The sequence below is a fragment of the Spiroplasma citri genome, assembly GCF_001886855.1.
GTDB classification, from domain to species: domain Bacteria; phylum Bacillota_I; class Bacilli_A; order Mycoplasmatales; family Mycoplasmataceae; genus Spiroplasma; species Spiroplasma citri.
Genome location: NZ_CP013197.1, coordinates 172,920 through 195,333 on the forward strand (window position 1 = coordinate 172,920; position 22,414 = coordinate 195,333).

Sequence of the window (22,414 nt, forward strand, 5' to 3'; positions counted from 1 at the left end):
TTTATGTTAGGTTATATAATTAATTTGGTTAAAAAAGGAATAAAATCTTTTTATCAATGAGTTTTTATTGTTCAGCATTTTTGTTTTTGGTTAGCATTATCATGTTCACTAACTTTAAATTATAATTTAATTATTTTTGATTTTGCCAAAAATATTAATTCAATTGCTATTTTATTAACAGTTAGTACTTCTTTGTATGCAGCAATTTTTTTATTCCAGCTTCATGAATTACAGGATTATTTCGAAGTCGTAAATTATGGTTTTGAATTTCTTATGGTTTAATGTTTTTAGGAATTTTATTAGTTTTTATTTTACCGCAAAATTGAAGTGCTATGATTTTTTGCACGATTGTTTTTGGATTTGGTGTTTCAACAAATTCATTATGATATTTAAGTTTTAATGAGATTTATTTATATCGAACTAATCCTTTTGCAACAGTAACTTTAAATTTACCAATTGTCATAATAGCAAATATGGTTGGTGCTAATGTATTGATGTTTGTTAAAAATTTTAATAAGGGTGAATTAACTTCACATTATATTATTTTTGGAATAATTACTATTGTACTAATATTTTCGTTTGTTTTTTGCTTTTTTATGCCGGAAATTAAAACTAATATTGGTGCTCTTGCTCCGAAAATTTTAAAGCATTTTAGTTTATTTTCATGATGAAAAATTATTGTTATTCTTAGTTTATTATTTTTTATTGCTATTTTAAGACAATTAAGTCAAGGTGATTTTTTGAACATTATTTTAGCACAAGAAACTTGAGTACTTTATCACAATAAAATAATGGTGGAATACTATTTACATTTAGTTCAAGAAATTTGATGGTTTGCTCAAATTATTGGAGCAATGTTTATTTATTTTTTTATTAGAAAAATTGGAATTAAGAATTCATTAATTTTAGCATTAATAATTTGATCTTTATATTTTGTTTTTGTTGCTATAATTTCAATTCCTGAAGTTTTATTAATTTGTCAATTATTAAATGGCTTTGCAATGATATCTTTATTTGGAATTTTATTTTCAATGACAATGATGTGGAATTATCGGATTCAAAATCGACCTGTCACGGGTTACTTTTCAGCATTAAATGCTTTAGCAACATTTCTTGTACAGTTTTTAATTCGTGTTTTTGCGCACTATCAAGTTGGTATTTTTAGTAATTTAAATTTAGATTGAAATTTACCATTTGTTAAAAATGATTTATTTTTAGATTCATTAAAACAAGTTATTTTATATTTATCTTGTGCTATTAGTTGTTTTATTTTAATTGCTGTTGTTTTCTTTAGTGCTAAATTTATTAGTGGTGAATATTATAATCCAAACCAAGTTGAAAGTAAGATTACCGAATTAGTCGGAATGGTTTTTGACCAACAGCTTGACCAAAAAAATGTTTTAAAGAAATATTTACAAAACAAAAAAGAAGTTACATAATAACTTCTACTGCGATAATATCCGGCATTTCTTGTTTAACAATTTGTTCAACACCATCTTTAATTGTTGAATCAATTAATCCACAACCAACGCATGCTCCTGCTAAACGAACATAAACAATATTATTTTTAACTTCAACAAATTCAATATCTCCACCATCTTGGTTGATATAAGGTCGTAGATTATCAATAATATCTTTTGCTTGATTTGTTTGTGTCATTTTAATCACCTTCACCATTTAATTATAGCATTTTTATAACAAAGTTAGTTTAATTAATTATGGATATGTATATAATAATAAGTAGAAATTCAATTTAGAATTTTTATTGGAGCTTAAATGTTTAAAGGAGGACTAATGGAAGAAAAAAGTTTTAGTATATATGGCCTGTCTGCTGGAATAAAATTAGCAGATGAAATTTGTAAAATTTTAGGTGTAACAAGACAAGGAATGGAAACTGTTCGTTTTGCTGATGGTGAAATTTTGGTGCGCGCAATGAATTCAGTACGGGGGAAAGATGTTTATATTATTCAGTCAACATCTTGACCAGTTAATGAAAATTTAATGGAATTATTAATTGCGATTGATGCTCTAAAGCGTGGTAGTGCACAAAGCATTAATGTGATCATTCCTTATTTTGGATATGCTCGTCAAGACCGAAAAGCACGCGGTCGTCAACCAATTACATGTAAATTAGTGGCAAATATGTTAACAACAGCGGGGACAACAAGAGTAATGACTGTTGATTTACATTCACCACAATCAATGGGATTTTTTGATGTTCCAGTTGATGATTTACGTTCAACACAAGAATTAGTAAGAACAATTGTTCGAAAAATTGAAGAAGATCATCTTAAAGAAGAAGTAACAATTGTTTCTCCAGATCATGGTGGATTAGTAAGGGCACGAGATGTGGCTAATCGTTTAGGGAATTTGGCTGGGAATATTGCAGTAATTGATAAGCGCCGTCCAAAACCAAATGTTAGTGAAGTTCAATTTATTTTAGGAGATGTTAAAGACCGTATTTGTTTTATTGTTGATGATATGATTGATACGGCTGGAACAATTTGTAATGCAGCAAAAGCGTTAAAACAGCATGGGGCAAAAGCAGTTTATTTATTAGCATGTCATGGGGTATTTTCACCCCCAGCAAAAGAACGTTTAACAGAACTTATTAATGATGGGACAGTTAAAAAAGTTATTGTTACAAATACAATTGATATTAATCAAGACCGATTATTTGTTGGGCTAGAAATCATTTCCATTGCTGATTTAATTTCACAAATGATTAAAGCAATGATTGAAAAACGTAGTTTATCGGATGTTTATTCAAAATGTAATGAACAAATAAAAAAAATAATTGAGAAAATAAAAAAGTAAAATAGTTGGTAAAGTTTGCACTCTTTAACTGGAAGGAATGCAAACTTTTTTATAACATTTAACTTTAAAAAATAAAAAAGTAAATAAGTTTTATTATTTTCTTATTAATTATTAAGCCTACTGCTAATAATTCGGGTAGTAAGAAAAAAGCTTAGTTTTTATAAAAAATATAAATAAAGTAATTAAATATAAATTAAAGTAATCGCTTATAAGAGCGATTTTTTTAATTGCATTATTCATCAGATAGTATCTTTAAAATTAAAAATTAACCTATTTTCTCCATTAATTAGTTAATTTTTATAATTTCCTTTCTGTGATTTATTATATTTTTTCGGTTTAACAGCTAATAATATCAGTTTTAAATAAAAGGTACTATCTGATGAATAATGCAATACTAAAATTTAATATTTTGATGCTTAAAGATGGATAACTCATCTATGACACGAACCCTTAAAGAAAGTGTGAAAGCGACTAGATTTAACCATATTTATTTCTTTAATTCTCGGCGGGGTTAGTCGCCCGCGAAATGTCAGAGCGTGTGTTTTTGGCTTGTTTCATAAAAAGAGTGCTGTTAAACCGAAAAAAACAATATCGGACACTAAAAAACAAGAGGGAGGAGCTCCAAAAGGTTATTTTCTTTATATAAAGTTGTGTAGGGATGGATGAAGCGTAATTAATAACTGGGTAAATTATTTTTTGTTTATTTCTGTGTGTGGGGGGTAAACTCTATCAAAATATCCTATCCGCCCCCGCTCACCCCCGAAGTGAAGCGGGCGGCGAAGTAATTAAATACTAAAATAAATTATCTACTAAATATCAAAATATTAACCAATAAAGGAATATTATGTTTTTTTACAGAAAGGAAATTATAAAATGAAAACATTATACGAAATGATAAAAGATTTAACAGGAATTGATGTTGAACAAAATAAAATTAATAAATATTTAGAAAACGAACGATTAGATTTATGCGGCGCTAATTTACGTTGTGCTTATTTACAAGGTGCTGAATTAGAGGGTGCTGATTTAATGGGTGCTAATTTACAAGGTGCTGATTTAATGGGTGCTAATTTACAAGGTGCTGAATTAGAGGGTGCTGATTTACGATTTGCTAATTTAAAAGATATTAAAATAACACAACAACAATTAGAACAATTAACTGTTATTGAGGAGGATAAATAATGAATATAACAGAATTAATTGATGCACTTAATAGCCACACTCAAACAATTAAATGAGAAAATGATGCACTTAATAGCAAAATTCGAGCACTTAAAAAAGAACTTGCTGAATTAAAACAACAAATATTATATAAAGAAGATTTTTATTTACTTTGTGAAGAAGATAAACTTACATATGATTGAGAAAGTTTACAAACTGATGAAATAACAATTGAAATGCACTTAAAATATTGTGAAAGTAATAATCATAGATATTGCCTAATTAAAGATATTAATAATTTACCTAGTAAGGAGAGTGAATAATGAAAAAGTTAAATAAAAAAGGTATCAACAAAATAAATGAATTAATGCTTAGAAGTTATCTAGTTTCATTTGAAGATATTACTGATGAACATTGAGCATTAGGTAAAACTAATTAATGAAAGGATTATTTATAATGTCAGAATATAAAAGTAAATATATTAATAAAACTTGAAATGAAATAACAACATCTTTTGATTGAGTTAATTGTCAACCTATTTATTGTCGTATTTCACATCATAAAAAACATTATGATTTGCAATGTTTAGAATGAGCAAAAATGTGCTTAAATTTATTTAAAGACAAGTGAAATCTTATTGCTTCTTATATGGAACATTACAAAATTAACGATATTTTAGATTTAGCATCAGATGGATGAAAAATATTACAATTTGAGAAAAAAATAAATCAAGTAAATTAAAATATATTATTGCAATTGATCCTGCTGGAATTGGACAAACTGGTATTATTATTTATAATTTTTTGAAAAAGAAAATAATTAATAATATTACTTTTAGTTCTAATTCTGAAGAAGAAGCAATAAATAATATGTATTTAATATTAAATGATTTTAAAAATAAAATTTGTTCTTATTTAAGCAAAGTTATTGTAATAATTGAAGATTACCAACTTCATAAAGGTTTAAAAATAAAAAACCCATTATCTACTCCTAAATTTATTGGTGGTTTAAAAGTTTTATGTAAATATTTATTTAATTTAAATTATGTTTTACAATCGCCAGTTGTTAAGAAAAATTATATTTATAAAGGAAATATTAAAATGACAGAGCATGAATTAGATGCTTGGAAACATTTACAATATTTTTTATTAAAAGGAGTTGATAAAAATGGCACAAACAAAAAGTAATTTATCTAAAAAATCAATAACTAATAAACCTAAAATAAAAAATAAAAAAGTTAATAAGTTAGAATTAACTGTTAAATTACATGAAAATCCTATTAAAACTAAAATTAAAGCACTTGTTGCTGGTGGCGTTGAAGTTGATGTTTGTTCTGCTAAATGTCAGTGAGACGGATTAAATTATTCAACATTATCAATATATAACCCATCTGTTTTAACTGAATTTTTGAAATTAAAAAAAGAAGATGAAATAAAAATTAAAGGCTCAGTATTTAATCAGTTAAATATAAAAACTAAACGCTATTTTTTATCTTTTCGAGTAGATAGTTTTGAAATTATACAAAAAGCGATTAGAAAAAGAACAAATACAAATATTAAAAAATAAGAGGAAAAACAATGGCATTAAAAAATGTAAAATATGTTCTTATCAATGAAGAAAATGAACCAATTAAAAATGAAGATGGTAGTTTAGATATTAAAACTGCTGAAATTGAAGAATTTAATGCAAGTAATTTAGAAAATAGTAATCAACAAATCAATGAATTACAAACAAAAAATACTGAATTAACTTCTCAAATTGAACAACAAACTCTTCAATTAAAACAAATTGAAGTAATTGACTTTATTAATTCTTTAACTGATAATGAAGAATTTAAAAATGTTTTATTAAAATCTTATGATATTAATGATGATATTGAAATCATCAAAACACAATTGCAAAGTGTTTATGATGAATTAATTAAGGTACAAACAGTTAATACTGGTGGAGTACCAAAAACAGAAGAAAAACAAAACAATATTTTAGATACAGACAATGTATTTAATAAATAGAAAGAAGGTATAAAATTATGGCACAAAACCCACAAAGAATTTTTGAAGATATTGTTAATCAAGCAACAGTTAATGATAAAGAAACATTTGAACAATGATATTTACAAACTTATCAACAAAAGTTAAGTTGAGAAGCTTTATTTGCGTGAAAAGAAGCAAATAAATTTGGTTTAAAATATAAAATAAAGAAAAATATTAAATATAAACAAGGTCTAGGAAAAAATGGACAAGTATTTAATACAGATGATAATTTATTAAAATATTCAGCAGTAGAATTTGACGAAGGAACTGTTGAATTAGATACAATTTTAACTTTTGCTCGTAAATTAGACCCCATAGAAAGTGATTTTAACCCTAATTTATGGGCTGTTGATATTTAACAAGCAATGGATAGTGAAGTTGCTTATAAACGAAATAAAATTTTAGAAATTATTAATAAAGGAGAAGTTACAACTATTCAAGGAAATAAAGCAGATGATACAAATGCTTTACAAATCGACGATGAAATTATGGACAAAATATATGAAAATGGTTTTACACCATCAGAAACAGTTGTACTAGGTTCAGCAGATTTTATCCGTGGAATTTGTAATAAATTACAACTACAACTTGGAGCAAATGACCAAATTAATAGTGTAATTGAAACAAGCGGAGCAATGAAAACTGTTGAAGGAACAACATACTATATGGTTCCTAAAAAATTACCAATTATTAATGAAGGTGGTTCAGAAGGAACAATTACTTTATTACCAAATGGTGTTAATGCAATTGCCTTTAAATTTAGTAAAAAATATGATCCACTAATTTTACGCAAAAAAGACCACACCCCATTAAGGGTTGGTGCAGCAGCATTAGGTACTGGAATGGGTAATACTTTAATTATGGAAAGAATTTTAGAATTAGGTGGTGCAGTAGTTGAACCAAAAGGAATTATTAAACACACCTATGTAATACCTTTATCAACAGTTATTACAACACCTAATTTAGGTCAAATTACAATCCCCAACAACAGCAGAATTAGAAACTGCTATTAAAGTAAAAAATAATAATTATCAAAATGGAGATGCAACATTCTCTAATATTACATCTACTGGCGCATTAGCAACTGGAAATCCAAATAAATATAGTGGAACAGTTACTTTAATTTATTCAAAGTAAGTAGCGCCATAGATATCCACGATAAAATTAAAAATGTTGATAGTTTAACAGATGATGAAATAATTAAAGGAATTATTGTACCTCAAAAAGTAGCAAGTGAAGATTTAAGACCACTTTTAAATGATAAAGTTTTAAAAGCAGTTAAAACAGTTGATGCAAGTTTAACAACAGATGATTATGATTGATGACCGTTATATTATCAAGGTTCACCCAAAACTTTTGATATTACTAAAACAGATATTAAAGTTGATATTTATATTGCTGGTAAAAATAAAGCAACTGGTGTTTCCCAAGTTCAGCTTTATAAAGTGCAAAAAGTAAATCAAATGAGTGTTTAAAAAATTAGTTTTAGTTGAGTTGGACCTTTAAAAAAACCTTGATATAGTGATATTCCTAATTTAACTAAAAAAGCAGATGTAATTGCAGAAATGAATACTGGTATTTTAATAGCAATTCAAAAACTTAATGCTGGTTTAAGAACATCAGATTATACTGTTAATATTTTAGATTATGAACATAAAACCTTTAATGACCGTGATGAAGGTGATTTTAGTAAAGATGTAGATATTTTATACAGTTTAATTGGTACAAATTGATTAACTGAAGAAACAGTAGGTGCTAATTTAACTGTTCCTGCTGCTACTAAAAAACCCAAAATAAAAAATAAAAATGCCAATTGGAACAAGTAAAACTGCTCTTATTTATGCTGTTAAAACGCCAACCAGATTATCAATTCAACAACAAGAAAAAAACTTTGGTTTACAATTATTAGAATTTTTAGGAATACAAGTTTTAGCACTTGGTTTATCAGTTTTAACTGGTGGGATTGCTTCTGCTGTTGGATTGGGTGCTGGATTATCTAATTTTGCTGCTGCCCTTGTATCTTTTGGAGTAGAAACAGCAACCGATTTTGCAGTCAATCAAATATATGATAAATTAACCTCAGAAGTTACAGCAAAAAGTACCGCTTTAAATTTATTGCCAGCAATTGAGGGTATTGGTAAATTAACTCGTGCTGCTAGAATAACAAAAGTTTTAAAATTAGCAAAAGAAACTAAATTACTTGAAAAATTAGGAATAGTAACTGCTAAAAATTTAGAAGATGTTGTTAAACAAGTAGCGGGTAAAAAGATTTTATTTAATAAATTAATATTTGATTTTACTAAACAAGCAAATAATGAGACTTTATTATATACAATTGGAAAATTAGCACGAAATGATTTTTCTAAGGGTTTTAAAATTTCTAATTTAGGGAAAATTAACAATCTATTAAAAATTGAAAAAAACTTACAAAAAATAAGTCCAAAGTTGGTACAAAAAGCACCTAGATTAACAAAAAAATATCAAGGATATGTTAATAATTGATTATCAGAATATGGTTTAAATTTTGAAAAAATAACAAAAATAAGTACTGATGAATGATATAAAATTATGACTGATTTACATAAAAAAGGAATTGCTAAAAAATTATTATTAAATGTTAATTTAATGCGAGCAAATAAAATATATAAAAATAAATTAGTTAATTTTATCGATAAAACTCCAATCAAATTAAATAAAATATTAGAAAAATTAGAAAAAATAAACCCAAATTTTTATATTCAAAAAGCAACTAAAAAAATATTAGCACCAATTGAAAAAAAGAATAATCAATATTAAACAAAAAGTAATTCAAAAAATTAATGAACAAACTAGAAAAGTATTATCTAAATTTGAAACGAAGGCTATTCAAAAAGGACAATTATTACCTTTTGCTTATGGTTCTGATGTTTTTTTAGCAGTTAAAATTATTCCAATAAGTGTTGCGGGTGAAGTTGCTTTGACAATATATTATAAAAATCCTAAATATTCCCCAATTGTTGTTACTACAACTGTAATTAAAGCTGAGCAGTTTATTTTAGCAAAAGAACCTTTTAAATTTTATATGAATAGTGAATGGTTTATTGGTTGGGGATTTAAAAAAACAAGTTTATTTAATTTAGTATCTTTTGCCCCAGCTGTTTATCGCCAAGTAGTAAAAGATAGTTTTAAAACATATCGGACAATTGCTAAATTTTTAAAGTTAAGAGAGCAAATAAAAAATAATTGGAACAAAAGTGAAATGTTAAAAAATGTTGAAGATAGTGTGGCAACTATTTTATTAGGTAGTGGATTAGTTTTTAAAACATATAAACAATTTAGAAAAAACAAAAATTTAAGTAAAACAATTAAATCAAAAACATTATTAAATAGTAGAAAATTTATATCAAAAAAAATATATTCTAAAAAAAGAAAATGATAAGGAGATGGTTAAATGTTAAATGAGTTATGAGATGGTGTTACTTTAGAAAACTATAATAATTTTAATCCAATGACAGGTAAAATTACCCAAGTTCCAGTTCGTTATAATAAATTTTTTAAAAATGATGTAGAATTGTGATTTAAAACTTTTGCATTAAGAGCACAAAATATGATTAATTCATATTTAAATTATCCTTTTACAAAATTAAAGTTTGAAACATTTAAAGACCCATTATTAAAGAAAATATGTATTAATATGGTATTTATTACTATTGAACATTGAACATTTAATCGGATCCCAGTTGAGTTTTTACTTCTGCAACAATGAATATTGGTGATATTAATTATTCTTCACAAAACGACCCAATGGCAACATGGCAAGGTCTATTGCCTACTTATGCAAAATCATTGGCTAATCTAACAACTTTAAAGAAAATGTTTCGCACTTTTGAAGAAAAAGGAATTGATTTAACAATGATAGATTTAGAAGCATATTATACACAATTAGAAGTTGATGCGTTAATAGAAGAAAAAACTAAAATTGATAATAAAGCAATTATTAAAAATAAAAATAATGAGTTATCAGTTCCTTTTGATAATGATACGATTTATTATGAAAATAATGTATGAAAAGCAAAACAAGGTGGTGATATACCATCTGATGTTATTAAAGATAGTGATTTAAATAAAGATTATATTGATAAAGAAGATGGAAAATATATTGTTAAAAAAGCACAAAGTGGTAGTTCAATAACAGTTAATGCCCCATTACATCAAAAAGATGATAGTAGTTTAGAATTATTATTATCAAATGACTTTGATATTGAAAATAATAAATTATCTTTAGATAAAGGTTTAAAAGATACTATTGAACAAATGTTAAAATGAGTGTTTGAAATGAATAAAAAAATTATATGAGAAGAAGTATCGATATCATATGCACCTGATAGTTCAACCTATATTGATATTCCTGAATTTTCAGAAAAATATCGTTATGACGTTAGAATATCACCAACTAATTTTAAAAAAACTGAGGGGTTTCTATTACTTCGACCACCTTATTTTACCGAAACAAAAGCAAATAAAACTTTAACAAAACAACAATCAAATTGTTTTGCTGGTGAAATGGGGAAAATCCCTTATGACCTTTCTTTATATAGTGTTACTGGTCGGGTTTTTTTAACTGATGTTTCTACTGGTGCTAATACAAAAATTAATAGTGTTCGTATTTTCCGACAAGAAGTATAGAAAGAAAGTGAGGTGTTATAAATGGATTTAAAAGAATATAAATCAGAAATTTTGTTATTAATTCGCAAAGTATTTATTTGAGGATTGGGTGCTATTTTAATAATAAGTGCAATTGTATTATTTTTTTGTAAGGTATTTAAAGTAATTGAGATTGATTGACCAGAATATTTTTATATTGGATTATCGCTGCTTATTACTGGGTCTTTTATTTATTTAATTGATAAAGTTTTTGATTTTTTCAAAAAAGAAAAAAAAGATAGTATTGAAGATGTTATTAAAAAAGAAGATACAAAATAAGAGGTGTTATAAATGGGATTATTACCAGCAAAGAAAAAAATAAAAAAAGAATATGATATTGATAGTTATTATCTTAATTTGGCATCAACTATTAGCAATCGTAAAAATGTTAATGTTCAAAAACATAATGAGATTTTAGAAAAAAGAATATGTGAGGATAATGCTAATTTTTTAAATCCCCGTGAATTAGAGATTAGTATTAGTAATCCAGTTACTAATCAAAAATTAGATACTAAATTAATTAACAACTTTTTAAAAATGCAAGACTTTACTAATAAAAATTGATATAACGAATATAAAATCAACAAATATGGTAAAGGTGCATATTTTATTTTTGTTAATAATTCAAAACTTAATTTTATTACAATTGATTTTTACAATGACCAGTATGACGAATTGGGCAATTTAGTTTCTTGTACTTTTGATTATGACCCATATATTAAAAATAATCAAAGTATTTTTATTACTGAAAAATTAGAAATTGATGCTATAACTAAACAAGTAAAAGTTATTAGAACATTAAAAACACGATTATATAGTACTATTACCGATTTATATATTGATGATACTAAATGGAATAACTATACTTCTTTACAGCGCGAGGAAATATTACCACTTAATTTTATCCCGATTGAAATTATCCCTAATAACCCTAATTTTGAACCCTCTGCTCGTTACGGTAAACAATTTGCTAGTATTTTAGATATTATTGCTGAAAAGATTATGTTAGACCCATTATTAAATAGTGGTAAATTTACTATTAATACTAACTTTAAAATTATTTAATCAAATCACATATAAAAACTAGTGTGCCACATTTAAAATACATGATAAATAATAAATATAAATACTAAAATCCTTTAACCATAACATGGAAAAAATTTAAGATTTTAATAATACAAAATATAGCAAATGGAATTAATATAATTCACGCTTCACCTAAGAAAACCATTATCTAGGGTAAAATATTTGTTATACCTTCTTTAACTTTTCATAATGCACTAGTCAAACTCGTTCAAATACCAGTCATACCCTCAGTCATAGTTTTAGGTGTAGGTGCTGTTAAAAAATTAAACGCTGTTGTTAAATAAATACCTAACATTATTTTTTATCCTCCTTTATTTCAATTTCTTTTTTTCTTTTTTCTTTTCTCGAATTTGTTTAATTTTTTGATAAATTAATAAACCAATTCAAGCAAAAATCCCTAATATAATAACAACACTAAATATTGTCGTTAATCAAGTTGGCATATTACACCGCCTCTCTAAAAACTAAAAAATTGAAATTTTCAAACTCGCTCCGCTCGTTGTCGCTTCGCTCCATTAAAAACACTATTGAATAAATTATTCTGCTAATAAATTACGCGGAATAATTTATTCTTTTACTTTTTAATTTCAATATCTTTTGCAATCTTATTAAAAGTACTAATAACATTATTTTTACCCTACTTTTTCACTGGCAACTGCAAAATAAAATATTGCTTTGTTTGCATAATTTCAACTCCTTAATTAAAAATATTATAAAAATTTTTAGTTCAAAACTGTAAAAACCAAAAATAAAAAATGTGTGTGGTCGCTACAATTAAAGTAAATCCTGATTAAATTGAATTAGTTATCAAATCAAAACCAACTGGTAGTACTTCGGGTGAAAAATTAGTGGTTGGAAATTATGAACTTACCTTATCAGCAAAAACTAATGCAAAAACAGTGCAAGGAACAGGTAACTTTAGTATTAATGTTGTTGACCAAAGTAAATTTAAATTTGATTTAACAACTATTTCAGCAAAAGGGTTTAATTGTAATTTAACGGTTAATAATACTGTCGGTGATTTGAAAAAAGCTCTTCAACAATATATTGAAGGAAAAGTAGCACCAGCAGTTAAAAAAGATGAGATTGAATATCAAGTTGAAAAAGAAACTGATGATACAAAAAAACTATTAGAACAAGCATATAATGTTACTGTTGCAGCACCAAATACAGCAACAAGTGTTACTAAAAAAATTCAAATTACATTTAAGGTTGTTGGTGAGCCAATGATTAATTTAGATTTAACAAAGTTTACAAATAAAATTCCTGCCCCTTCATTTTTAAATAATAATTTCAAAGAAGAAGACTTAGAAAAAAGTGTTAAAGCAGCTGTTATGGAATGATTACCAAAAGAATATCGTGCTGGAATTTCTTTAAATACGGTAATTAAGCAAAAACCAACTGGAGCACCTGGTGCTGAGTTAGTAAAAGGAGAATATATTGTTACAGTTACACCTAGCCGGGGAAAAGTAACAGGTAGTTATGAAATGAAATTTAATGTAATGCAATTCACAACCAATGAAACAATTGATCTTTATTGAGCTGGCGTTGACATTCCTGTTGCTAATATTACTAATGGATAAAAAAGTAAAAGGGATTTTACTTTTTTATTTTTAAGATAATTATAAGGAAGATTGATATAATTATTAAAGAAAAACAAAACTATAAAGGAGTAGTGAAATAATGTTTAAATTAACATCTAATTATTTACCAGCTGGTGATCAACCGCGGGCAATTGAAAAATTAACTACCAATTTATTCGCAAACAAAAAGCATCAAGTTTTGTTAGGAGCAACCGGAACTGGAAAAACATTTACAATGGCAAATGTTATTGAAAATTATCAGAAGCCAACATTGGTGATGGCTCATAATAAAACATTAGCAATGCAACTATATGTTGAGTTAAAAGAAATGTTTCCAGAAAATCGTGTTGAGTATTTTGTTTCAAACTTTGATTTTTATCAACCAGAAGCTTATTTACCAGGAAAAGATTTATATATTAATAAAGATGCTCGCCAAAATATGGAATTAGACATGATGCGGTTAAGTGCTTTTAATGCTTTAACAACTCGAAAAGATGTTATTGTCGTAGCTTCTGTTGCTGCCATTTATGGGGCACAAGATCCAAATGAATATAAAAAATCTTTTTTACAAATTAATCGTAATCAAAAAATTAGTAAAAAAGATTTAGCCAATTTTTTAGTATCATCAGGATATGTTCGTAATGATATTGAATTAATTCCAGGTACTTTTAGTGCTAAAGGTGATGTGATTAAAATTGTTCCAGGCTGAAATGTTAAAACATTTATTCGAATTGATTTGTTTGGTGATGAAATTGATGATTTAGCTTATATTGATGGAATCACTGGTGATGTTACACAGCGGTTATCAACATTAACAATTTTTCCAGCGCAAGATTATATTACTTCTCCAGAACGATTAGTTGAAGCAATTAAACGCATTGAAGCAGAGTTAAAGGTTCGCTTAGTTGAATTAGAAGTGGCTGGAAAAATTGTTGAGTTACAACGTTTAAAACAACGTACGGAATATGATTTAGATTTACTCCGTGAAAGTGGGATATGTTCTGGAATTGAAAATTATTCACGACATTTAGATTTACGAGAAGAAGGTGAAGCTCCTTATACTTTGATTGATTTTTTTGGCGAAGATTTTTTAACTATTATTGATGAATCACATATGTCATTACCGCAAATTCGAGCAATGTATAACACAGATCGAAGTCGAAAAGAAACATTAGTAAATTATGGTTTTCGTTTAAAAAGTGCATTAGATAATCGCCCCCTAAATTTTGATGAATTTAATCAAAAATTAAAAAATGTTATTTATGTTTCAGCAACGCCGGGGGATTATGAATTAGGTTTAGTGAATAACCAAGTGGTTGAACAAATTATTCGTCCAACAGGGTTATTAGATCCAACAGTAGAAGTAAAATCAACAGTAGGACAAATTGATGATATTATTGAGCAAGTAAAAATACGCCGCAAAAAAAATGAACGTGTTTTTATTACTACTTTAACAATTCGTATGTCAGAAGATTTAACAAGTTATTTACAAGAACAAAATGTTAAAGTTGCATATTTGCATAGTGAATTAAAAACTTTAGAACGTAGTCAAATCTTATTGGATTTACGAAAAGGAGTATATGATTGCATTGTTGGTGTTAACTTAATTCGTGAAGGGATTGATATTCCAGAAGTATCATTAATTTGTATTCTTGATGCTGATAAGCAAGGATTTTTACGAAATGAACGAAGTTTAATTCAAACAATTGGACGTGCTGCAAGGAATGCTGCTGGACATGTTATTTTATATGCTGATACTGTTTCTGAATCAATGGAAAAAGCAATGCAAGAAACTGCTCGTCGACGTCAAATTCAAGAGGCATATAATTTGAAATATCATATTACTCCAACGACAATTATTAAGAATATTCGTGATTATACTAATATTAAACGGCAAGATGATAAATTACATAAAATTAAAAATAAAAAATCAAAAGAATATAAAACAGCTAAAGAAGGATTACTACAAGATTTACGAAAAGAAATGTATGAAGCAAGTAAAAAACTTGATTTTGAACGAGCTGCAGAATTACGCGATATTATTATTGAAATTGAAGCAGAATAATGATTTGTGATAGTATTAATTTACAGGGAGGGACTGGAAATGACAAAATTTATTGTAAAAGATATTGTTGATAAATTTGGCTATGAGGTTTTAGCTGGAGCCGATGGTATTAATCGACCTATTAAAATTTATGGTCTTAATCGACCAGGGTTAGAATTAGCTGGTTTTGATTTTGAAAAAAATAATAGTAATCGCCGGGTAGTTTTGTTATCAAATAAAGAGCAGTTATTTGTGAATACTTTAAGTGAAACAGTAAAAAGAGAACGCTATGAGTATATTTTAAATGAAAACATTCCGATGATTATTTTAACGGAAAAATTTACTGATAAATTATTATTAGAAATTGCGGAAAAACATAGTTGTCCAGTTGTTCGTGCAAGCAATATTACAACAAGCCGTTTATATCAAATGGTATTAGAATTTTTTGATGAGCATTTTGCACCAGTAACAGAAGAACATGCATCATTAATTAATGTTTTTGGAAAAGGAATTTTATTAAAAGGAAAATCGGGAATTGGGAAGTCAGAAATAACACTAGAATTAATTAAAAAAAATCATTTGTTTGTTGGTGATGATCGTATTATTGTTCAGCAACGAAATAATAGGTTATATGGCCAATCTCATGAAATATTAAAAAATTTAATTGAGGTTCGCGGTTTAGGAATTTTAGATTTAAGTAAAATTTATGGTTTACAAGTGCTATTAGATGAATCAAAAATTGATTTAGTAATTGAATTAATTCATTTAGATGATGAACAATATAAATCAATTGACCGATTAGGAAGTAAATATAAGCATATTAAAATTTTAGATACAAAAGTACCAATTGTAACAATTCCAGTTACATATGGGCGTAATGTTAGTGAATTAGTTGAGACAGCAGTTTCAAAATTAAAATTAGATGAAGCGGGAATTTCTTCAATGCAAATTTTACAAGATTGTTTTAAAAAATATTCAAAATAGAATTGAGAAGGAGTTTATAGTGTGAATTTAGCAACATGAATTGCCCATGATACTTATGGAAATTGATTTCGTCCTTATTGATTTTTAATTTTTTGTGGTTTTGCAATTACCATTATTTTATCGTGGGTTAATTTTTGTAAGCGTGATATTCCGACGCAAGGATTTTACTGAGGAATTTTTGTAATTACTCCAATTGCGTTATTGGGAGCCAGTTTTTTTGGCAAATATGATGTTAAAAATCCAATTTTCTTTTTTACATTATTTGCCTTCTGAGAACCGGGAATGAGCATTCATGGGGGGCTAATTTTTGGTTTAATTACATGTTGAATTTGATTTGGTTTTGAATCACGAAAGCATAATATTTCATTATGAGTATATGCAGATTTAATTGTTTCAAATATTTTATTAGCACAGGCAATTGGACGATGAGGTAATTTTTTTAATCATGAGTTGTTAGGAGCACCAATTGCTCGAGAACAATTAATGTGATTACCAAGTTTTATTCGTGATAATTTATTTAAATGATATGTTCCAACTCCGGTACCAAATAATTTTCATCCAACAGAGGCAATTGGTATTAATGGAAATCCCGCTAATCCAACTGATTTTAATAATGTGCAATATTTTCAACCAATTTTTTTATATGAATCATTGGCTAATATTTTATTATGATTTTTAATTGTGATTGCATTACCATTAATATTACGTTATAGTTATTATTGACGGTTTAAAAAAGAAGAACCCGATTTTATGCAGTTATCGTGAAAAGGTGTTTGAGCAAAATGATACTATGATATCAAACCTGATCCAATGCTTGTCAATAATTTAGCACAACAAGTAAATTTGAAAAAAGTTTATTTTAAAAATAAACATAAGATGACAAAAAAACAAGTGATAAAAGCACATTGGGAATATTATGGTTCACGATTAAAACAAATTTTTACAGCTGATGTCCGAGAATTAGAAAAAATAGAAAACCCTCATCGTTTAAAAATTTTACGTTGTGGAATTAAAACTGGGATGTATATTGCTGGTTATAATTTAATTCGGATTATTTTAGAAACACAACGAGATGATCATGATTTATTTTTAAAAAATATGCGAACATTGGATTATGTTATTCTTAGTTTAATGATTGTAATTGGTATTATTTTAATATTATTTGCCCAATGAATAGCTGTTATAAAATGAAGAAAAGGCGGATGATTATATGAAAAACAATACTAATGAAATATATGATATTTTAATTATTGGGGCTGGCCCTGGTGGTATGACTGCAGCAATTTATGCTGCACGAGCAATGGCAAATATTGCAATGATTGAAAAAGGAGCACCCGGGGGAAAAGTAACAAAGACAAGTGAAATTGAAAATTATCCTGGTTTTGATAGCATTCAAGGTTATGAATTAGCAATGAAAATGTTTGACCAAACGCAAAAATTAAAAATTACATATATTGCCGATCGTGTAACAACCATTACAAAACAAGATAATTTATTTAAATTAGAGTTATTTTCAAAAAAATTTTTATTAGCAAAAGCTGTTATTGTTGCAACTGGTACAGTTGAACGAAAATTAGGAGTGCCTGGCGAATTAGAATTAGAAGGACATGGAGTTTCATACTGTGCGGTTTGTGATGGGGCATTATATAAAGGAAAAGATGTAGTTGTTGTTGGGGGAGGCTACGCTGCTCTGGAAGAAGCCCTTTATTTAGCTCGTTTTGTCAATAAAGTTTATTTAATTCATCGTCGTGCTGAATTTCGTGCTGATCATAATATTGTTAATAAAGTAAAAGCACATCCTAAAATTAATTTTATTATTGATACAATAGTAACTGAAATTAAGGATGTGACCGAAAAACGAGTGACAACAGTTGTTATTAAAAATGTTAAAACAAGCAAAATTGATAATTTAGCAGTTAGTGCTATTTTCCCATATATTGGGGCGATTCCAATTAGTGATTTTGCAAAAAACTTAGGGGTTTTAGATAAAGAAGGTTATTTTATTGTTAATAATAAATGTTTAACAGCATTGCCTGGATTATATGCCGCTGGTGATGTAACAAATACAACATTACGACAAATTGCAACTGCAATTAGTGATGGGGCAAAAGCAGCTCAATTTGTGTTAGAATATCTTGATAGTTGTCATTAAAAAGTTATTTTTGCGGTAAGATATATATTGGATAAATGTGAAAAAGAAAGTGAGAAGGATTTATGACAAACAAAAAAGAATTAAAAGATGTTCAAGTTAAAGGAAAAAAAGTTTTAGTCCGTGTTGATTTTAATGTGCCAATGAAGGATGGTCAAGTTACTGATGATAATCGTATTATTGCAGCTTTACCAACAATTAAATATTTGATAGCACAAGAAGCAAAAGTAATTTTATTTTCTCATTTAGGGAAAGTTAAAACAGCTGATGATTTAGAAAAACATGATATGGCTCCAGTAGCAAAGGTATTAGAACAAAAATTAGGACAACCAGTTAAATTTATTAATGCCTTTGAAGGAAAACAATTGGAAGAAGCTATTAACGAAATGCACAATAAAGAGGTCATTTTATTTCAAAATACACGCTTTGCTGACATTATTAATAGTAATGGTCAAATTAGTGTTGATAGTGAGGGCAAAGCAGCGGCAAAACGAGAAAGTAAAAATGATTCTGCTTTAGGGAAATATTGAGCAAGTTTAGGAGATGTTTTTGTTAATGATGCATTTGGAACTGCACATCGTGCTCATGCTTCAAATGTTGGTATTGCAGAAAATATTACTGAATCATGTTTAGGCTTTTTAGTGGAAAAAGAAGTAAAAATGTTATCACAATGCGTAGACAATCCAGTTAAACCATTTGTTGCTATTATTGGTGGTGCAAAAGTTTCAGATAAAATTGGGGTAATTGAACATTTATTAACAAAAGCAGATAAGATTCTAATTGGTGGTGGAATGGCATATACTTTTTTTGCTGCACAAGGTCACAAAATTGGAAAATCATTATTAGAAGTTGATAAAGTTGAAATTGCTAAAACCTTTTTAGCAAAAGGACAAGGGAAAATTATTTTACCAATTGATGCGTTAGAAGCACCAGAATTTGCTGATGTTCCAGCAAAAGTTACAACAGGTTTTGATATTGATGATGGTTATATGGGATTAGATATTGGTCCCAAAACAATTGAATTGTTTAAAAAAGAATTAGCAGATGCAAAAACAGTTACTTGAAATGGGCCAATGGGAGTTTTTGAATTTAAAAATTATAGTATTGGAACAAAAGCTGTTTGTGAAGCAATTGCTGAACTAAAAGGAGCCTTTACTTTAATTGGAGGAGGAGATTCAGCGGCAGCAGCAATTCAATTAGGGTATAAAGATAAGTTTACGCATATATCAACTGGTGGTGGTGCTAGCTTAGAATATATGGAAGGTAAACCGCTACCTGGAATTGAAGCTGTTCAAAGTAAATAACATAATAAAACGACAAAAATGTCGTTTTTTTGTGGCAACATATAACATAATGGAATAACTATACCAACTATTATTTTTTATGATAAAATAAGTATGAATGTTTATAATTATATAGAATAGAGGAGATAATTAAATGGCAGTTAGCGATCGTAAAATTGTAAAAAAACATGGCAAAATAGCAGATAAAATTATGGCGTTAGATAAAACAATGCAAGCATTATCTGATGATGCATTAAAAACAAAAACAAATGAATTTAAGGCTAAATTAGCAGAAGGTGTATCATTAAATGATATTTTAATTGAAGCATTTGCTGTTGCCCGTGAAGCAGCTCGTCGAATTTTAGCATTACATGCTTATCGTGTCCAACTAATTGGGGGTATTGTTCTTCATGAAGGAGATGTAGCTGAAATGAAAACAGGAGAAGGAAAAACCTTAACTGCTTTAATGCCAACATATTTAAATGCTTTAACTGGGAAGGGCGTTCATGTTGTTACTGTTAATGAATATTTATCGAGACGGGATTCAGAAATTAATGGTCAAGTTTTTAGCTTTTTAGGTTTAACAGTTGGGTTAAATTCTCGTGATATTACTAAAGATGCAAAAAGAGAAGCCTATAGTTGTGATATTACTTATACTACCAATGCTGAATTAGGATTTGATTATTTACGAGATAACATGGTAAAAGTTTACAGTGAGAAAGTCCAACGAGGATTAAATTATGCCATTATTGATGAGGCTGATTCAATTTTAATTGATGAGTCAAGAACGCCATTAATTATTTCAGGAGGACGACAAAACCGAACACCACAATACCAAGCAGCTGATCATTTTGCAAAATCATTATCTCGTGATAATGATTTTGAAGTTGATTTAGAAACTAAACAAGTTTATTTAACTCCAGAAGGAATTACTAAAGCAGAAAAGATTTTTTCAATTAATTCTTTATTTGATATTAAAAATACTGAATTATACCACTTAATCTTAAATGCCTTAAAAGCTAATTTTGTTTTTAAAAATGGTGTTGAATATGTTGTTCAAAATAATGAAATTATTTTAATTGATCAGTTTACTGGTCGTTTAATGCCGGGACGTGCTTATAGTGATGGTTTGCAACAATCATTGCAAGCAAAAGAACGTGTTGAAATTGAAGAAGAAACAGTGACAATGGCAACAATTACTTACCAAAACTTTTTCCGATTATATAATAAATTAAGTGGGATGACTGGTACTGCAAAAACAGAGGAAGAAGAATTTATTAAAATTTATAATATGCGTGTAATTCAAGCCCCAACTAATAGACCATTAATTCGCCGTGATGAACCTGATTATATGTTTGCAAATCGTGATGCAAAAATGCAAGCAATGATGAAAGAAATTATTACCTTGCATGAAAAGGGACAACCAATTTTAATTGGAACAACTTCAGTTGATTCTTCAGAAATTGTGTCACATTATTTGCGAAATGCTAAATTGAAATTTGAAATGTTAAATGCAAAAAATCATGAACGTGAAGCAGACATTATTGCAATTTCTGGTGAAAAAGGAGCTATTACATTAGCAACAAATATGGCTGGTCGGGGAACAGATATTAAATTAGGTGAAGGTGTTAAAGAAATTGGTGGACTAGCTGTTTTTGGTGTTGAACGAAACGAATCACGTCGAATTGATAACCAGTTACGAGGACGAGCAGGACGACAAGGAGATCCTGGTTTTTCACGTTTTTATGTTGCAATGGATGATGAATTAATGATGCGTTTTGGTGGTGAACGTTTGCGTCGAATTTTTGCACGATTAGGTTCAAATTTTATTCAATCACGAATGTTAACAAGAGCAATTTCTAATGCGCAAAAAAAAGTTGAGGGGATGAATTTTGATCAACGAAAACATATTTTAGATTATGATAATGTTTTAGCACAACATCGTGAAGCTATGTATGCGCGGCGTGATCAAATTTTAACAGCAACTGATTTAAAACCAATTATTAAAAAAATGCAATATTCTGCAGCTTATGATTTAACAAAAATATTTGGTAATGAATCGCATGGGGAATGATTCATTCATTATGATAACTTAATTAAAGGAGTTAATAATAAAGCTGTTGCAGCTAATGTCTTAGATAAAGCAGCTATGGAAAAAATGACTCGTGAAGAAGTTGCTAAATATGTTGCAACAAAAATGTATGAATTTTATTTAGCACGAACAGAAGATGTTCCTGCTGATGTTATGAATCAAATTGAACGGAATGCAATTATTACTTCGTTTGATGATTATTGAACAAAACATATTGACCAAGCAAGTAAATTACGAAGTGGAATTTACTTACGAAGTTATGCTCAAACAAATCCATTGCACGCTTATGTTGAAGAATCTGCAAAATTATTTGAGCATATGCAATTGTCAATTGCACATGAAGTTGTAATTAAATTAGCAAATGTTGTTATTCGCAAAGTCGATGGTGACATTGAAGCTGACCCGTTTTATGATTCAGAGCAAGAAGTTCGAGAATTCAAACAAAAAGGTTAATTAATGAGCCACTATTCTAAAGTAATGGTTTTTCTGTATTATTAAA

Annotated in this window: 28 protein-coding genes; 25 read left to right on the plus strand and 3 right to left on the minus strand. The window is 27.8% G+C overall.

Annotated features, from left to right (window positions below):
* Window positions 1–3 precede the first annotated feature (3 nt).
* Window positions 4–282: a hypothetical protein gene (locus SCITRI_RS10995; RefSeq protein ID WP_237237999.1), complete on the plus strand. Its 279-nt coding sequence runs from the start codon at window positions 4–6 to the stop codon at window positions 280–282.
* Window positions 282–1,439 carry an MFS transporter gene (locus SCITRI_RS00945; RefSeq protein ID WP_237238000.1) on the plus strand — a complete coding sequence of 386 codons (1,158 nt, stop codon included), beginning with the start codon at window positions 282–284 and terminating at the stop codon, window positions 1,437–1,439. Before SCITRI_RS10995 ends, SCITRI_RS00945 begins: the two co-directional genes overlap by 1 nt.
* On the opposite strand, the gene SCITRI_RS00950 is transcribed toward SCITRI_RS00945, so the two are convergent.
* Window positions 1,432–1,659: a NifU family protein gene (locus SCITRI_RS00950; RefSeq protein ID WP_004028319.1), complete on the minus strand. Its 228-nt coding sequence runs from the start codon at window positions 1,657–1,659 to the stop codon at window positions 1,432–1,434. The two genes, SCITRI_RS00945 and SCITRI_RS00950, sit on opposite strands and share 8 nt — an antisense overlap.
* Window positions 1,660–1,794: 135 nt before the next feature.
* On the opposite strand from SCITRI_RS00950, the gene SCITRI_RS00955 reads away from it, so the two are divergent.
* From SCITRI_RS00955 to SCITRI_RS01030, 16 genes are all read left to right on the plus strand, one after another.
* Complete coding sequence (locus SCITRI_RS00955; RefSeq protein ID WP_071891794.1) at window positions 1,795–2,817, plus strand: ribose-phosphate diphosphokinase; 1,023 nt, start codon at window positions 1,795–1,797, stop codon at window positions 2,815–2,817.
* 873 nt (window positions 2,818–3,690) lie between these two features.
* A complete protein-coding gene (locus SCITRI_RS00960) occupies window positions 3,691–3,999 on the plus strand; it encodes a pentapeptide repeat-containing protein (RefSeq protein WP_071891797.1) in 309 nt (102 codons plus the stop codon).
* The gene (locus SCITRI_RS00965) at window positions 3,999–4,301 is read left to right on the plus strand and encodes a hypothetical protein (RefSeq protein ID WP_071891800.1); all 303 of its coding nucleotides are present in this window, start codon (window positions 3,999–4,001) and stop codon (window positions 4,299–4,301) included. Before SCITRI_RS00960 ends, SCITRI_RS00965 begins: the two co-directional genes overlap by 1 nt.
* 133 nt (window positions 4,302–4,434) lie before the next feature.
* Entirely contained in the window at window positions 4,435–4,719 is a 285-nt protein-coding gene (locus SCITRI_RS00970; RefSeq protein ID WP_071891803.1) for a hypothetical protein, read from the plus strand.
* The gene (locus SCITRI_RS00975) at window positions 4,674–5,165 is read left to right on the plus strand and encodes a hypothetical protein (protein WP_071890316.1); all 492 of its coding nucleotides are present in this window, start codon (window positions 4,674–4,676) and stop codon (window positions 5,163–5,165) included. Before SCITRI_RS00970 ends, SCITRI_RS00975 begins: the two co-directional genes overlap by 46 nt.
* On the plus strand, window positions 5,146–5,544 hold the full coding sequence (locus SCITRI_RS00980; protein WP_071891810.1) for a hypothetical protein: 399 nt from the start codon (window positions 5,146–5,148) through the stop codon (window positions 5,542–5,544). Before SCITRI_RS00975 ends, SCITRI_RS00980 begins: the two co-directional genes overlap by 20 nt.
* An 11-nt stretch (window positions 5,545–5,555) precedes the next feature.
* The gene (locus SCITRI_RS00985; RefSeq protein ID WP_071891815.1) at window positions 5,556–5,990 is read left to right on the plus strand and encodes a hypothetical protein; all 435 of its coding nucleotides are present in this window, start codon (window positions 5,556–5,558) and stop codon (window positions 5,988–5,990) included.
* A gap of 17 nt (window positions 5,991–6,007) precedes the next feature.
* Window positions 6,008–6,370, plus strand: coding sequence for a hypothetical protein (locus tag SCITRI_RS00990; RefSeq protein ID WP_071891818.1), 363 nt, complete (start codon window positions 6,008–6,010; stop codon window positions 6,368–6,370).
* A gap of 6 nt (window positions 6,371–6,376) precedes the next feature.
* A complete protein-coding gene (locus tag SCITRI_RS00995; RefSeq protein ID WP_071891822.1) occupies window positions 6,377–7,024 on the plus strand; it encodes a hypothetical protein in 648 nt (215 codons plus the stop codon).
* Between the two features lie 552 nt (window positions 7,025–7,576).
* Window positions 7,577–7,837 (plus strand): hypothetical protein, encoded by a 261-nt coding sequence (locus SCITRI_RS01000; protein ID WP_071891826.1) that lies wholly within the window; start codon window positions 7,577–7,579, stop codon window positions 7,835–7,837.
* Window positions 7,818–8,807 (plus strand): hypothetical protein, encoded by a 990-nt coding sequence (locus SCITRI_RS01005; protein WP_071891829.1) that lies wholly within the window; start codon window positions 7,818–7,820, stop codon window positions 8,805–8,807. The genes SCITRI_RS01000 and SCITRI_RS01005 overlap by 20 nt, the downstream gene beginning before the upstream one ends.
* The gene (locus tag SCITRI_RS01010; protein ID WP_071891833.1) at window positions 8,782–9,429 is read left to right on the plus strand and encodes a hypothetical protein; all 648 of its coding nucleotides are present in this window, start codon (window positions 8,782–8,784) and stop codon (window positions 9,427–9,429) included. Before SCITRI_RS01005 ends, SCITRI_RS01010 begins: the two co-directional genes overlap by 26 nt.
* A gap of 12 nt (window positions 9,430–9,441) precedes the next feature.
* Window positions 9,442–9,849 (plus strand): hypothetical protein, encoded by a 408-nt coding sequence (locus SCITRI_RS01015; RefSeq protein ID WP_071891836.1) that lies wholly within the window; start codon window positions 9,442–9,444, stop codon window positions 9,847–9,849.
* A complete protein-coding gene (locus SCITRI_RS01020; RefSeq protein WP_157092841.1) occupies window positions 9,753–10,676 on the plus strand; it encodes a hypothetical protein in 924 nt (307 codons plus the stop codon). The genes SCITRI_RS01015 and SCITRI_RS01020 overlap by 97 nt, the downstream gene beginning before the upstream one ends.
* 21 nt (window positions 10,677–10,697) lie before the next feature.
* Window positions 10,698–10,973, plus strand: coding sequence for a hypothetical protein (locus SCITRI_RS01025; RefSeq protein ID WP_071891843.1), 276 nt, complete (start codon window positions 10,698–10,700; stop codon window positions 10,971–10,973).
* Between the two features lie 12 nt (window positions 10,974–10,985).
* Window positions 10,986–11,759: a hypothetical protein gene (locus SCITRI_RS01030; RefSeq protein WP_071891847.1), complete on the plus strand. Its 774-nt coding sequence runs from the start codon at window positions 10,986–10,988 to the stop codon at window positions 11,757–11,759.
* Between the two features lie 169 nt (window positions 11,760–11,928).
* On the opposite strand, the gene SCITRI_RS11000 is transcribed toward SCITRI_RS01030, so the two are convergent.
* Entirely contained in the window at window positions 11,929–12,075 is a 147-nt protein-coding gene (locus tag SCITRI_RS11000; RefSeq protein WP_237238001.1) for a hypothetical protein, read from the minus strand.
* A gap of 16 nt (window positions 12,076–12,091) precedes the next feature.
* A complete protein-coding gene (locus SCITRI_RS01040; RefSeq protein ID WP_084566869.1) occupies window positions 12,092–12,223 on the minus strand; it encodes a hypothetical protein in 132 nt (43 codons plus the stop codon).
* Window positions 12,224–12,628: 405 nt separating this feature from the next.
* On the opposite strand from SCITRI_RS01040, the gene SCITRI_RS01045 reads away from it, so the two are divergent.
* From SCITRI_RS01045 to secA, 7 genes are all read left to right on the plus strand, one after another.
* Window positions 12,629–13,363 carry a hypothetical protein gene (locus SCITRI_RS01045; protein ID WP_237238002.1) on the plus strand — a complete coding sequence of 245 codons (735 nt, stop codon included), beginning with the start codon at window positions 12,629–12,631 and terminating at the stop codon, window positions 13,361–13,363.
* A gap of 100 nt (window positions 13,364–13,463) precedes the next feature.
* On the plus strand, window positions 13,464–15,428 hold the full coding sequence (gene uvrB, locus SCITRI_RS01050) for an excinuclease ABC subunit UvrB (protein ID WP_071891852.1): 1,965 nt from the start codon (window positions 13,464–13,466) through the stop codon (window positions 15,426–15,428).
* A 39-nt stretch (window positions 15,429–15,467) separates the two neighbouring features.
* Window positions 15,468–16,391, plus strand: coding sequence for an HPr(Ser) kinase/phosphatase (gene hprK, locus SCITRI_RS01055; protein WP_071891856.1), 924 nt, complete (start codon window positions 15,468–15,470; stop codon window positions 16,389–16,391).
* A gap of 21 nt (window positions 16,392–16,412) precedes the next feature.
* Window positions 16,413–17,618, plus strand: a complete 1,206-nt coding sequence (locus tag SCITRI_RS01060; RefSeq protein WP_071891861.1) for a prolipoprotein diacylglyceryl transferase — start codon at window positions 16,413–16,415, stop codon at window positions 17,616–17,618.
* Window positions 17,602–18,543 carry a thioredoxin-disulfide reductase gene (gene trxB / locus SCITRI_RS01065; protein WP_071891865.1) on the plus strand — a complete coding sequence of 314 codons (942 nt, stop codon included), beginning with the start codon at window positions 17,602–17,604 and terminating at the stop codon, window positions 18,541–18,543. Before SCITRI_RS01060 ends, trxB begins: the two co-directional genes overlap by 17 nt.
* Before the next feature lie 62 nt (window positions 18,544–18,605).
* The gene (locus tag SCITRI_RS01070; RefSeq protein ID WP_071891869.1) at window positions 18,606–19,844 is read left to right on the plus strand and encodes a phosphoglycerate kinase; all 1,239 of its coding nucleotides are present in this window, start codon (window positions 18,606–18,608) and stop codon (window positions 19,842–19,844) included.
* 133 nt (window positions 19,845–19,977) lie between these two features.
* On the plus strand, window positions 19,978–22,368 hold the full coding sequence (secA, locus tag SCITRI_RS01075) for a preprotein translocase subunit SecA (RefSeq protein ID WP_071891873.1): 2,391 nt from the start codon (window positions 19,978–19,980) through the stop codon (window positions 22,366–22,368).
* Window positions 22,369–22,414 lie beyond the last annotated feature (46 nt).